Genomic DNA, 13140 nt, shown 5'->3' with positions numbered 1-13140 from the left:
TCTCCTTGGCGTTTAACAGAGTGTTAAACGCTGCTCCATTTCGCCGAGCATGATCGTTTCGACCGATCCTCGGCGTTTGCCTTCTTGGACCATCAATACCGAGACGCCCGGGTATTTCGGCAGCAGTTCTTCGGTTCCCTGCGGTCCCATCACGTAGCACGCGGTCGCCAGGGCATCGGCCAAGGTCGCATTCGGGGCGATCACCGTGGCGGAAAGCACACTTGTCGCCGGCCGTCCAGAACGAGGATCGAGTACGTGGCCGTACTTCTTCCCTTGATGGATGAACGCCTGAAAGGCCGCCCCGGAAGTTCCCAAAGCTTCGTTCTTCAGATGGACGGTGCCAATCCGGCGATCAGGCCGCAATGGATGAGGAACGCCGACCTCCCAGCCGTCTCGTTCGACGCCGTCCTTGCGAATTCCCTGGGCAATGACGCTGCTCGTTCCACCATGAATCAGGAAGTCGGCAACCTCTGCTTCCAACAGCGAGTCGCGGCAACGATCGAGGGCGTACCCTTTCCCGATGCTGCCAAGGTTCAGTTCGACACCTTCCTGGGTAAAGAAGACCGTGCGTTGATCGTGATCGAGCACCAGTTGATTGCTGCCGACAAGCTGCATCGCTTCGGCCAGATCGGTTTCCGCCGGTACTTTGCCATCGCGGTCGAAGAAGCCCCACACCTTGCTCAATGGGCCAGCGGTGATGTCGAAGGCCCCACGGGTATCGCGATGAAGCTGAACACATAGCTCGAGCAGCTTGAACAATTGCGGCTCGACGACCTGAGGCCGGAGATAGGCAGTCACTCCCAGGCGGCAGATCTCGCTGTCGTAGCGGTACGCGGAAAGCTGGGCTTCGAGCTCGGTCACGATGTCGAGGGCAGCGATCCCGGCTTCCGTTTCGGTGCCAGGCCCCAAAGCGTTCAAGTAAACCTCGAACTGACAGGCCATCGCCTTCCGTGAAAGCTGGATCAGGTAGGCTCCTGGGGCAACCGACGACTCGGCAATCGGACCGGTTTCCGGTTCTTCTTCGCCCACCTCTTCCTGGGGAGCGAAGATCTTTCCCCGCAAAAAACTGCGGCGGCTGGCTCGTCTTTCCTCTTCAGACGTCACGATTTGTCTTTGTTTTTCCAGGAGAGGGGCGGATTGACCGAAATTCTGTCCCTGATTCGACTTCAGGGTTATACTAATTGTGAACGCAAATCCCCTGGAGGCAACTATCGATGCGACAATTGAGTCTGGTTCTTACCGTTGGCATTCTTGGAACGATCGCTTGCGAATCGGCCTTGATGGCTCAATCGACGGAAAAAAGAGCCACGCCTCCTACCTTCGATAACACCGCGACCAGCATCTTCTTTTTCAAAGATGTTTTCGCCGAAGGCTTGTCCGGGGAACGTCCTGCGGTTCTAAGCGAGAATCGCCAGCAAATGATCGCCGGTCCTGCCGGCGGCGGCATGAGTGGCGGTGGTGGTGCCGCGCCGGCTGCTTCTGGTGGAGGTGCCGCTGGGGAATGGGCCGACATTATCTCCCCCACCACCATTCAAGACGAAGTGAAGAAGCTCAACAATCAGCTGACGACAACCGTCGAGAACGTCCGTAAATTCAACGGTGGCGGTTTCGAGGAAGCCCGCCGTGACTTCACGGAACTGGCCATGCTGTTCGAGATTATCGCAGAACATGACGGCGACGTTCGCTGGAAAGAGTTTGCGTTGACGGCCCGTGATGGCTTTGCCCGCGCCGGCTTCAACTCGAAGGTCGGGACCGACAACTCCTTCAAAGAAGCCAAGCTGCGAGCCGAAGACTTACAGCAACTGGTCCGTGGCGGTACGATCGATACCCGCGAAGCCGATCCGAAGGCAACCTGGGACGCGATCGCCGACCGTCCACCGCTGATGCAGCGACTCGAAATTGGCTATCAAAAGAAGCTGAAACCGATGACCGCCAGCGAGTCGGAGTTCAAATCGAACATCGAAGAGATTCTGCACGAAGCGGAAGTGATCGCCGCGATTGCCCATGCGATGCAGAAAGAAGGCTTCGAGTACCACGACGACGAAGACTACCTCGGCTTCTGCCAGCAGATGCAGGAAGCGGCTTTGAATGTCGTGAAGGCGGTCAAGGACAACAATGCCGACGCGGCCCGAACGGCTGCCGGCGATGTCGGCCAATCATGCAGCTCGTGCCACGAAAGTTATCGTTAAACCGGATCGCTTTGCGAAACCAGCCAGGCGACACCTGGCTGCCGCTACATCTCGTTGAGCGGTAGCTTGCGGACTTCCAGGTTCGGTATTTCGCCAGGCAGTCCTTCAAATGATGCGATTACACGTCCCGGTTCTTCTTGAATCACGATCGGCTTGCCGGAGAAGTCGCTAATCGGCATCACAGCTGGTGGATGCCCATTCGCCGTTTGTAGCGCCGTTAGCCAGATGACCGTGCGGGTCTTGTCCTTTGAGAACTCTGCCGAGCGAGCATGGATCTCGCTCAGGAGAAACTCGCCAGAGATCGTCGGAAAGCTGCCGGAACTCTCAGCCTGATTCAAAGCATCCGAAATCGCGAACAGCCCTGCGGCTCGCTCGTGATACGGCTTCTCCGACGACTCAACGACGTCGCGCATCGCATCCAGGTAGAAGGCCTGATCCATCGTCAAACTACGCATGATCTTGCTTTGCAGCATGCCGAACTCGCCGCTGGCCATCATGGCGTCGTACTCTTCACGCGTCAGAACCGAGGCGAAATTCCCGGAACGGATCACTTCCAGAAAGTGTAGCCCGAACGCCCTATCCGCTTTCCAAAGCTCGGCGTCGCTAGGCCATGCTTGCACGGTTTGCTGCAGCACCGTTTCCAACGTCCGCTGCGAATCGCCGGAGAACTGCGGGTGACGCATCAAGGCACGCAGGGTCACGAATGTCTCTTCGCGAATCGCAACGGCTGCATTGCGTGCTGCGAGCGACGGTGCCTGATTCAACTGATCGGCGTACGCCAAGGCATATGCCGCCGCGGTTACCGCTTCGCTCATGTTGTTCTGGCTGGCCTGACTGGCGGCTTCCAGCAGTTCCGCACGAGCCAGGCAATGCATCGTTCCGATCCAGGTTGGATCGGCAAAGGTTCCTTGTTCCATCTCGATCGGAAAGCGAGCCCTCGGCTGCAATAGAACTGCCCGAGCGGCCGTTCGCTGGACGTTCCACTTCTTCAGGAAGTCTTGACCCTGGGCATCGATCAACAGTTCTCGCCCTGGCGACTTGATATCCCACCAGTGTGCCGTTTCAGTCAAAGCAGCGTCGACGTAGTCCGGGTCACGTCCCCGCAGGAACTTGACGATCTGTTCGCCGCTGGTTGGTTCCGTACGAGCTCGGTACGCTTCGGCCAACTGGACCGGAAGTTCCTGCTTATTTTGAAGCCGCTCGAGTTCGTCTTTCACGCGGGGATCGTTCACCGTGAGCGACAGCCGCAGCTCGGCAAAGTCTTCTGCCGTCGCATCGGGACCATATGGATCGGCTGGCTTGCCACTACCACACCCCAGCGAGAAAGCCAGCAGCGCGAACGCGATAAAGAATACCGAGCGACAAGTCATGGGGGGTCTTTCAGGTCGGAACCGTGGGCCAAAGAACGCCCGTATGGTACTGCGCTGTTTCACGATCAGAAAAGCTCGATTAACTCGGCCAAGCCTGTATCGGCCAGCTCGGTCCCGGTTACGAAGCGGCCCGGATGCGTCCACTGGGCAATGAGTTCTGGCTTCGCTTTAAACAAACCGGCCAGCATCTCGTCCATCTCGGAATTGAGATGGGCATAGTGACGAACCCATTCCGCTGCTTCAGTCACCGGAATGTTCTCTTCGCTTTGCCATCGCATTGGATGAAACAGCAGCACACTCCAGGGCGTCACATACCGTTTCTTACAGGCAGCAAAGGGCCAAATCGCGGCCGAGGAACACTCGCCGATCACATACCCGGTCGCTTCAATCTTCCGCAGCTTGAGCAAGCTGACCAGGCCGATCGCCGCGTACGAGCTTCCGCCGGGGGAATCGAAATAAAGTGTGCATTCGCCACCGGGTGGTACTTCGAGGATCTTTTCGTAGATCTCGGTACAAGACTCGCCGAACTCTCCGGAAATCACGATCTCCAAGGGGCCCGATTCTTCTTCCTGCTCTTCGCTGGGACCGGCCGACTTCTGGGGCTTCTTCATGGTGATATCCTTGTTGTAGACTTCGCTTTAAGGCGATCTGCCGTTCGGCTGGGTTCCGTTTATGATACCGCAACCGACTCTACCAATCAGCCGGCCTCATCTGGGGCATGGTTCTTCCGCAAAATTCTGAACACAGCCGCCAGGTGCGACGTAAAATTTCTCAGACTTCGCCTGCCCTCCAGGCAATATGGATGATCTGATTGAACTTTAGCGATATCATGGGTGAATTCTCCCCCGGAAGATTTTGCCCCATTTCAGGAGCTTTTTGTGATGAAACGTTTCGCGCCGCTGTGTCTCGGCCTTATCGTTATGACTGCCTTTTCGGCCCTGGCTGAAGAGAAGACTGCCGAAGAAAAGAAGCCGGCTACCATCACCTTCAGCGAAGGCCAGCTGGAAATGACCGTTCCGGAAGGCTGGAAGACCATCAAGCCTCGCGTGAACATCATCGAGCACGAATTCCGCGTTCCTGGTGCCAACGGCGACGAAGATTCCGGCCGCGTGACCATGATGGGTGCCTCGGGCGGTGTCGAAGCGAACGTCCTTCGTTGGAAGGGCCAGTTCACCAAGATGTCCAAGGACGCCGTCGAAAAAGAAGAAACAATCTCGAACACGCCCGTTCACATCGTCGAACTGACCGGGGACTTCAAAGACCAGCGCGGTCCTTTCGCTCCGGCGGAAGTCAAAGAGGGTTACACCATGCTGGGTGCAATTTTCACCACCGAAAAGCAGGGTGAGTACTACCTGAAGTTCTACGGCCCTTCCGACACCGTCGAGAAGAACAAAGAAAAGTTCATGGAAATGGTCAACAGCTTCAAAATCAAATAGCTGGTCACCGTCAGGCCCTAAGGCAAAGATAAGGGAGTTGAAATCGTGGTTTCAACTCCCTTTTTTCTTGCGCAACCGGCAACAACTTGCCTGAATCTTCTACTTTTCCCGAGCCTGATCGTCCGCGCCTCGGGCCAGGGCTATATTAGTGTGATGTAGAGGGCGGAAACTCGATCGGTTTTCGGGGTTTCGTCGATGGTAACGAGTTTGTCGATTCTTCCCCGACGTGCACATCCATGAAGATTCACCAGTTCCTCGAACACTACGGCATCCAGTCCAACCCTTTCGCCGTAGAAGACGCCCAGACCGACACCGTATTCAAAAGTGGTTGTATCGACACCACTTACCATCCGGCCTGGCAAAAGGTCTATGGCGACCCAGCAGAGCCCTCGACGTCGATCGTCTTCGGTGAAAAGGGTGCCGGCAAAACGGCCATGCGTCTGCAGATCGTCGAGCACATTGCCCGCTACAACCGAGAAAACCCGACGCAGCAGATCTACGTCATCGAGTACGACGACTTCAATCCGTACCTCGATCGCTTTCGCGAACATCAGATGGGGCGCGGACGTCGCCCAGACCGCACGCTGAAACGTTGGAAGCTGTGGGATCACATGGACGCCATCCTGATGATTGGCGTCACGAGCCTGATCGATCGCATCCTGACAACACGCAACAGCATGGCGACCCCCGGCTGCGATATCAACGATTCGGCCGTCTCGAAGCTCGACCAGAACCAGGCCCGCGACCTGCTGCTTCTGGCCGCCTGTTACGACGAATCGACCACCGAAACTTTCAAATCCCGCTGGAAAGCCCTGCGAAAGAAGCTGCACGTCTGGTCGTTCCAGTCGTGGGCCTCGTTCTCACTGGGCGTCGGCGTCTCGGTCGCTTTGGCTGGCATTCTAACCGCCTTGCTGCTGGGCCCTGGTGATATTTTCGCCCCCTGGTGGCTGTACCTGATCGGCTTCATCGGCGGCTGGATGCCTTGGCTGACCAAGGCGACGCGAGCCCTCTGGAAAGCACACGCGATCTATCGCAATGTGAAAGTGGGCAATCACGAACGCCTGCCTCTGGCCCGCACGCTGATGGACTTCCCGCTTGGGGAACTTGCCTCGCAGCCGCTGCCAATGCACCACCGGACCGACGACCGCTATGCGATGCTGAACAAGTTTGCCGGCATCCTGCGTTCCTTGGACGTGACCGGCATCATTGTGATCGTCGACCGCGTAGACGAGCCGCACCTGATCAACGGTTCGCCCGAACTGATGCGTCTGCTGCTCTGGCCGATGCTGGACAACAAGTTCCTCAAGCAGACCGGGATCGGCGTCAAACTGTTGCTGCCGATCGAACTGCAGCAGTTCGTCGAACGCGAGAACAAAGAGTTCTATCAACGGGCTCGACTCGACAAGCAGAATATGATTCCTTCGCTGCAATGGACGAGTGAAGCGCTGTACGACGTGGCCAGTGCCCGTATTCAGGCGGTCTCCAACGGCGAGGCCCCTTCGCTGCAAAGCATGTTCGACGAAACGATCTCGAAGCAGCGTATCTTCGAGGCATTCCGTCAACTCCGCGTGCCGCGGCACTTGTTCAAGTTCCTGTATCGCTTGCTGGTTGCCCACTGCAACAACTACACCGATCAAGACCCTAGCTACAAGATCTCGAGCCAGACGTTCGAGTCGACGCTAGCAGTCTATCTGCGCGAGCAGGATGCCTTCGACCGAGGCCTCGGGGCAGGCTAACCTTCCGCCCCGAAAAAACCGACGTTGACAGCAACGGAGGCTTTTGCGAGATTCCCGTCTGGTCTTCTATCCAAGCCGGACGAGATCGGAATGCTCCGGCGCGAAATCTCAGTAAGGAAAGAGCGTCATGCAGGGAAGCAAGCACGCGTGGCTGTTGCTGATCGCGATCGTTTTCTTCGGTTGCAATCAATCTAACGATCCATCGAACACCGCTCAGAGCGGTTCCGATGCCGGTCAGCCTACCGACGAGCAACTGGTCGTCGAGAAGGTCAACGATGAAGTCCAGAAGGCAGTTCGCGATCCGAAAGCGGTCGTCGAATTGTTCCTCGTCTCGCTTCGTCAGGGCGATGCCAACACAACCAGCCGACTGCTGACCACGAAGGCTCGCACCGAAACCGCCAAGCATGACTTGACCGTGCAGCCTCCGGGCAGTGCTACCGCCAAGTTTGTCGTGGGCCAAACGATCTATACCACCGAAACCCGTGACATCTGCCACGTTGAATCGAACTGGACCGACGTCGACGACGCCGGCCGACGCCAGACGTACGAGATTGTCTGGATCCTTCGCAGGGAATCCTTCGGCTGGGCGGTTGCTGGCATGGCGACCGAATTATTTTCCGGAGAACCCCCTTTGGTCATGAATTTTGAAGACCCACTGGACATGCTGGCTCAGCAGCAACGGGCCGAACTCGAACTGACCCGTCGTGGAAACGCGGCTGCCGGAAGCCCGCAAGTGATGCCAGCATCACACTCCTCGACTCTCAACCGCTAACCATCTGATAGCGGCACTGATAAAGACATAAAGCCTCGTAAGGGTGATTTCAGTCACCTTGTTACGAGGCTTTTTCCATGCGCCACATGCACTTTTTGCGGGTAGCCGACTTCAGATTTAGGTCAAGCAAGGCACAATTCTGGACTTGAGTCCATTTTGGAAAATCTTCTCTAAACGCTCCAAATCCCCTTCGCACTGCTTGACTTGGCTTTCAGGCTTGGTAATTTTACGGCCTATGCTATGTAACGCATAAATTCCGCGTAATCACCACAGTTTCACAACAGGGTAAGCTGAGTTGGTTCGCGGGATTTCCGGTGTCCCAACAAGTCACCGGAATCAGTCCTCCGACGTTTTGCCGTCGTGGTCGGGGGATCACGTCGGACGGCGTCTTCGTGTTTTACTCCCTTGCGCTTCGGTAAGTGAAGTAGTTTGGAGGATTCTCAAATGAATCGTGTTTTCACTCTCGGTATCGCGATCTTTTTCGCGGTTGTTGGTATGGCCCTGATCGGCGGCGAACGTCAAGCTGACGCCGGTTTTGGTTGCCATGGTTGTGTTGGTAAGAAGCATTGCGGTGGCTTGTTCAGCCATCACCGTAAGGCTTCGTGCTGTGCTCCAGAACCTAGCTGCTGTGCTCCGGAACCGGTTGCTTGTGCACCGGAACCGACCTGCTGCGCTCCTGAACCAGCTTGCTGCGGCAAGAAGAAGCATTGCTGCGGTCTGTTCGCTCGCCTGAAGGCTCGCCACAGCTGCTGTGCTCCGGAACCAACTTGCTGTGCTCCAGAGCCAACCTGCTGCGCTCCAGAACCAGTTGCTTGTGCTCCAGAGCCAACCTGTGCTGCTCCGGAACCAACTTGTGCCGCTCCAGAAGCTGCACCAGCTCCGGCTGCTGAAGAATCCCCATCGGAACAGGCTCCTCCAGCTCCACCAGCTGAAGCCTAGTTCTGGAATCGCTTCTCAAGATCGACCTGGCCTGCGGTCGCTTGAGGAGTTCGGCTGATGGTGTTGCGGGATTTGCCCTGTTGCCCGCCCGCTGTCAGAAGATTCAACAAAAAGACCCGGTTTTCCGCCTTAGGAACGCCGGGTCTTTTTTTGTTCGCTCTCGCAATCTTACGCAGTTTGCACATTTTACGGAAACAGGTCGATCCTGTCGGTCTACGAACTACAATTGAAGTTCCAGCCCTTCCGGATGCTTTAAAAGAAGAAATCGGTTCATGCCCGCCAACCAATCCCCCAACGTTGGTCCCACCGACGAGCAAGGTCTTAGCCCAACGACGCGCAGCATTTTCTCGCTGCTGTTGTTTGTCTACCTGTTTGGCATGTGGGTCGTGGTTTCCAGTTCGCTCGGTGGTGCCTACTCGTCGCAGCTTCACGAGAAACTGCTGAACTTGTTTCAGCTTTACACGGAACCGTTGAACCTTGAAGTCCGGGCCTCGCCTTACAATTTGTACTCCGGCACGCCGGCCGATTACGAACACTTTTTCCGAGTTGAAGTCACCAACCCGGCTGGCGAAGTTCAAACCTACACGATCCCTGGTCCCGAGCTTGGTTCGGGTTTGAAAGATCCTTATCGCTACGAACGACTTGCCAAGATCGTCGGCGTGCAAGCGGAAGTCGACGATCCCACCATCCCTGCCGAGATCTCGAAAGGGATTGGGCAGTACTTCCTGCGACAAGCGGGCGGCGGCAAGGTTTTGATCGAATGCGTGCGACGACGACCTCAGCCGATGGAACTGGAAATCGACGGCCAACAATTCGCGGCCGATCCGCGTGATGCGTCTTACGAAAACGTGCTGTACCGGGCCACCGTGCTGGTCGACTCCGAAGGTGCGTTTCAGGTGATTAAAGAGATGGCGACCGAACACGTCGCTCCCGTCGAGTAACCCTTCAGGAATTCAACGCGTGGTTGGCGCCTACTTCAATCGACTTTGCGAATCGGTCACCGGCGGTTGGGATCGATTCTGGTTTCGTCCTGACAGTCCGCAAACGGTCAGCGTTGTCCGTATCGTGGTCGGCGCGGTCGCGTTGATCTATGCGTTGTCGTTCACTTCGGAACTGGCAATCTGGTTTTCCGACGGTGGCGTGCTGCCCATCGATCGCACCTATCGCCTGACCGGTGCCGACGATCCTTCCGCCGCGGTTCGCCATTGGTCGCTGTTCTACCTGGCCCATACGCCGCTGCATCTGTATGTGCTGCATGCGATTGGTTTGCTGTCGATTGTGGCGTTCTTAACTGGTTTTCAAACGCGCATCTCGACGATCGTGGCGACCATCTTCGTCCTGTCGTATGCCGAACGGGCCCCAATGCTAACCGGGTTGATCGAGCCACTGCTCTGCCCGGTGATGTTGTATTTGTGCCTGGCTCCGTGCGGTGCGTATTACTCGGTCGATGCCTGGCTTCGTCGCCGCAAAGGAGACACGCAGCCGATTCCACTTTCGTACGCCGCAAACATTGCGATCCGCTTGATTCAGATCCACGTTTCGGCCTTCTACCTGATGATGGGTCTGAGCAAGCTCGGCGGAATGGTCTGGTGGAACGGCGAAGCGATGTGGTGGATGATTGCCCAGCCTGATACGCGGCTGATCGATCTCACCTTCCTGCGTGACAAGAACCTGCGAATGTTCGTGTTCGGCTGGACCCATCTGGTGGTGTTCTTCGAACTCGCCTTTGGACTGCTGATCTGGTTTAAGATCTGGCGGCCCCTTTTGACGGTTTTGGCGACCCTGCACTGGCTGGGGCTGGGACTAGTTACTGGGCACTGGGAATTTGCTATCCTGATGATTGGCCTCAGCCTGGCATTCGCTCCGTGGGAAGTTTTGACGCCTGCGACCGAGCCTGCCGAGGTGACCGCGAAAACACAAGCGACGCCGAAACCTGCCCAGGCTGGCGTTTAGCGTCCCTTCCCCTCCCCTGCTCAAACAACCTGCCAGGAGCCTCGTCGATGGAAAACGACCGTACCCTCACGCGCCGTCACTGGCTTGCCGCGACATCGAGTCTTGCCGCCGCAGGCATGCTGGGGCATCAGGCCACCGCCGCCGAGCCCATCCCGAATCGCTCGGCTCCAAAGTTCAAGCTCAGCCTGGCCGCGTACAGCTATCGCAAGCTGCTGCAGGATCCGAACTCCGGCGTCACCCTCAAGACGTTCATCGACGACTGTGCCAAGATGCAGCTCGACGGGACCGAGCTGACTTCGTACTACTTCCCCAAGGATGTGACTGCCGACTATTTGTACGACCTGAAGGCTCACGCTTTTCGCCAAGGTCTGACGGTCTCTGGCACGGCGATCGGGAATGATTTTGGTCATCCTCCCGGTGAGAAGCGAGACGAACAGATCGCGTTGACCAAGACCTGGATCGAAAATGCCGCCAAGCTGACCGCCCCGGTAATTCGTGTCTTCGCAGGCCATCAGAAGAAAGGCGTTTCGGCGGAAGAAACACACGACCTGATGGTGGAAGGCCTGACGGAAGTTTGCGAATACGCTGGCCAGCACGGCGTGTTTCTCGCCCTGGAAAACCACGGCGGACCAACCGCCACCGCGGAAGGCTTGCTGAAGTTGGTCAACGCGGTCGATAGTCCCTGGTTTGGCGTGAACCTCGACTCGGGCAATTTCCACAGTGACGACATCTACGGCGAACTCGCTCAGGTCGCTCCTTACGCCTTGAATGCCCAGATCAAAGTGGTCGTGTCGGGGCCTGACAAAAAGAAAGTGCCGACCGACTTCCGCCGCGTCTTCGAGATCCTCTCGGCCGCCAACTATCGAGGGTTCGTTGTCCTCGAATACGAAGAAGACGAAAACCCACGCGAGGCCTGTCCCGAGTTCATCAAGGTCCTGCGGGAAGCGATGGCTTAGTCGCGTCCCAGAAGCTTACGGATCTCTTTCCAAGGCTTGGTGTTCACCACATCTTGCTTGGTCAATCCTGCTCGACGTGCCTGCATCATTCCATAACGCATCACGTCGAGTCCGTCGATCTTGTGCGCGTCGCTATTGATACCGATCGGGATGCCACGCAATTTGGCGGCGTGGCATTGAATATCGTTCAGATCGAGCCGGGCCGGGTTCGCGTTCAGCTCAACGAACTTGCGATTCTCTTTCGCGCATTGGAACACCGCCTCGAGATCCACTTCGTACGCTTCGCGTTTGTTGATCAGACGTCCGGTCGGATGAGCGACGATGGCAATATTGGGATTTTCGAGAGCCCCGATAATCCGATCGGTAATCTGCTGCTTTGGCTGGTTCTGGCCATAGTGGACGCTGGCGATGATCCAATCCCCCTGCTCCAGCACTTCATCTGGCAAATCCATGCCGCCCTGTTCGAGGATGTCGCATTCCAGCCCTTTGAGGACTTCGATCTTCCCTTCGTACTTGCTGCGTAGCTTGTCGATTTCTTTCCACTGGGCTAAAAGGCGCTCGGCGTCCAAACCATTCGCCATGCTGACACGTTTCGAGTGATCGGTGATCGCGATGTACTGGTACCCCTTGGCGATCGCGGCCTCGATCATCTCTTCCAGGGTGTTTAGCCCGTCAGTTGCGTCGGTATGCATATGCATATCGCCGACGATGTCTTCCACGGTGATCAATTCTGGAAAGCCTGTCTCAGCCAGCTTAAATTCTTCGCGGTTCTCTCGTAGTTCCGGCGGAAACCAAGGCAAGTCAAGCGCGGCGTAAACGTCTTTCTCAGTTTCGCCAGCCAGGTAGGTCTCGCTGCCGTCCTCTTCAATTTTGAAGACGCCGTACTCGTTGATCTTCATCCCCAACTGCTTGGCAATGCCACGCACTTTGACGTTGTGTTCTTTCGATCCGGTGAAGTACTGCAGTGCGGCACCATAGCTCTTGGCTGGTACCACACGCAGATCGACCTGCATGTTATTGACCAGGCGGATCGACATCTTCGTTTCGCCGCGGGCAATCACTTCGTCGAGATCAGGGAACTCGCCCAGTCGATCCATCGCCGCAGTCGGCGAGTCAGCGACCGTCAGAATATCGATATCGCCGACGGTCTCTTTACCACGACGATAACTTCCGGCGAAGCTTAGCTGCTCGACCCCGTCCACACTTTCCAAGTGCTTTCGCAGTCTTTGTACGAGTTGATCGGCGCGAGCCCAGAAGACGCGGTCTTCGGCGGTCGCGGCGAGGTCGATGCCATTGAGGATCGTCTGCTCGGTCTTCGCTCCGAAGCCTTTTAACGCGCGGACTCGCTCTTCGATGCAGGCCTGCTTGAGTTCGTCGAGCGTAGCGATACCGAGTTCTTTGTAGATAACCGCCGCCTTCTTCGGCCCCAGCCCTGGGATCCGCAGCATGGCGAGCACCGACTGAGGAATCTTCTTTTGCAATTCTTCCAGCTGCGGAAGCTTGCCGGTCTCGACCAACCCCTGGCACTTCTCGGCGAGATCTTTGCCAATGCCTTCCAGGTCGGTCAGTTTCTGCGAACCATCTTCGATGATGTCGCTGATCTGCTGCGAGAGGCTTTCAATCGTGCGAGCCGCATTGCGGTAGGCTCGAATACGAAAGGAGTTGGCTCCCTGGAATTCCAACAGGTCCGCCAACATTTCAAACTTGGCGGCGATTTGTGCATTGTTCATGGCGATTGCGACTCGAAGATAAACGGGTGTCCGCTTCCAGCGTACCGGTTGCCATTCGT

Annotated in this window: 12 protein-coding genes; 8 read left to right on the top strand and 4 right to left on the bottom strand. The window is 56.7% G+C overall.

The genetic code is table 11. The annotated features are described in order from the left end of the window. Positions 1-12: 12 nt before the first annotated feature. Entirely contained in the window at positions 13-1104 is a 1092-nt protein-coding gene (locus AB1L30_RS04210) for an FAD:protein FMN transferase (protein ID WP_367012148.1), read from the bottom strand. Between the two features lie 110 nt (positions 1105-1214). Here AB1L30_RS04210 and AB1L30_RS04205 point away from each other — a divergent pair, with 110 nt between their 5' ends. After that, on the top strand, positions 1215-2189 hold the full coding sequence (locus tag AB1L30_RS04205; protein ID WP_367012147.1) for a cytochrome c: 975 nt from the start codon (positions 1215-1217) through the stop codon (positions 2187-2189). Between the two features lie 44 nt (positions 2190-2233). Here AB1L30_RS04205 and AB1L30_RS04200 read toward each other — a convergent pair whose 3' ends face one another. Together AB1L30_RS04200 and AB1L30_RS04195 are read right to left on the bottom strand one after the other, a co-directional pair. After that, positions 2234-3559, bottom strand: a complete 1326-nt coding sequence (locus AB1L30_RS04200; RefSeq protein ID WP_367012146.1) for a hypothetical protein — start codon at positions 3557-3559, stop codon at positions 2234-2236. Between the two features lie 65 nt (positions 3560-3624). Continuing rightward, entirely contained in the window at positions 3625-4170 is a 546-nt protein-coding gene (locus AB1L30_RS04195) for an ATP-dependent Clp protease proteolytic subunit (protein WP_367012145.1), read from the bottom strand. A gap of 270 nt (positions 4171-4440) precedes the next feature. Here AB1L30_RS04195 and AB1L30_RS04190 point away from each other — a divergent pair, with 270 nt between their 5' ends. The 7 genes from AB1L30_RS04190 to AB1L30_RS04160 all read left to right on the top strand — a co-directional run bounded on the left by AB1L30_RS04190 (position 4441) and on the right by AB1L30_RS04160 (position 11351). After that, the gene (locus tag AB1L30_RS04190) at positions 4441-4995 is read left to right on the top strand and encodes a hypothetical protein (RefSeq protein WP_367012143.1); all 555 of its coding nucleotides are present in this window, start codon (positions 4441-4443) and stop codon (positions 4993-4995) included. A 236-nt stretch (positions 4996-5231) separates the two neighbouring features. Next, positions 5232-6731 carry a hypothetical protein gene (locus tag AB1L30_RS04185; RefSeq protein WP_345094943.1) on the top strand — a complete coding sequence of 500 codons (1500 nt, stop codon included), beginning with the start codon at positions 5232-5234 and terminating at the stop codon, positions 6729-6731. A gap of 127 nt (positions 6732-6858) precedes the next feature. Further along, the gene (locus AB1L30_RS04180) at positions 6859-7503 is read left to right on the top strand and encodes a hypothetical protein (RefSeq protein WP_367012142.1); all 645 of its coding nucleotides are present in this window, start codon (positions 6859-6861) and stop codon (positions 7501-7503) included. A 444-nt stretch (positions 7504-7947) separates the two neighbouring features. Next, the gene (locus tag AB1L30_RS04175) at positions 7948-8442 is read left to right on the top strand and encodes a hypothetical protein (protein WP_367012141.1); all 495 of its coding nucleotides are present in this window, start codon (positions 7948-7950) and stop codon (positions 8440-8442) included. Positions 8443-8714: 272 nt separating this feature from the next. Beyond that, positions 8715-9383 carry a hypothetical protein gene (locus AB1L30_RS04170; protein ID WP_367012139.1) on the top strand — a complete coding sequence of 223 codons (669 nt, stop codon included), beginning with the start codon at positions 8715-8717 and terminating at the stop codon, positions 9381-9383. A gap of 19 nt (positions 9384-9402) precedes the next feature. Continuing rightward, positions 9403-10395 carry a hypothetical protein gene (locus tag AB1L30_RS04165; protein ID WP_367012138.1) on the top strand — a complete coding sequence of 331 codons (993 nt, stop codon included), beginning with the start codon at positions 9403-9405 and terminating at the stop codon, positions 10393-10395. A gap of 47 nt (positions 10396-10442) precedes the next feature. Then, positions 10443-11351: a sugar phosphate isomerase/epimerase family protein gene (locus AB1L30_RS04160; protein WP_367012136.1), complete on the top strand. Its 909-nt coding sequence runs from the start codon at positions 10443-10445 to the stop codon at positions 11349-11351. On the opposite strand, the gene polX is transcribed toward AB1L30_RS04160, so the two are convergent. Next, positions 11348-13081 carry a DNA polymerase/3'-5' exonuclease PolX gene (gene polX, locus AB1L30_RS04155; protein WP_367012135.1) on the bottom strand — a complete coding sequence of 578 codons (1734 nt, stop codon included), beginning with the start codon at positions 13079-13081 and terminating at the stop codon, positions 11348-11350. The genes AB1L30_RS04160 and polX overlap by 4 nt on opposite strands. Positions 13082-13140 lie beyond the last annotated feature (59 nt).

Origin of the sequence: Bremerella sp. JC817 (genome assembly GCF_040718835.1) — a bacterium.
Lineage (GTDB): Bacteria > Planctomycetota > Planctomycetia > Pirellulales > Pirellulaceae > Bremerella.
The sequence above is the reverse complement of the archived record's forward strand: the minus strand, read 5'-3'. Positions and strand labels throughout refer to the sequence as shown.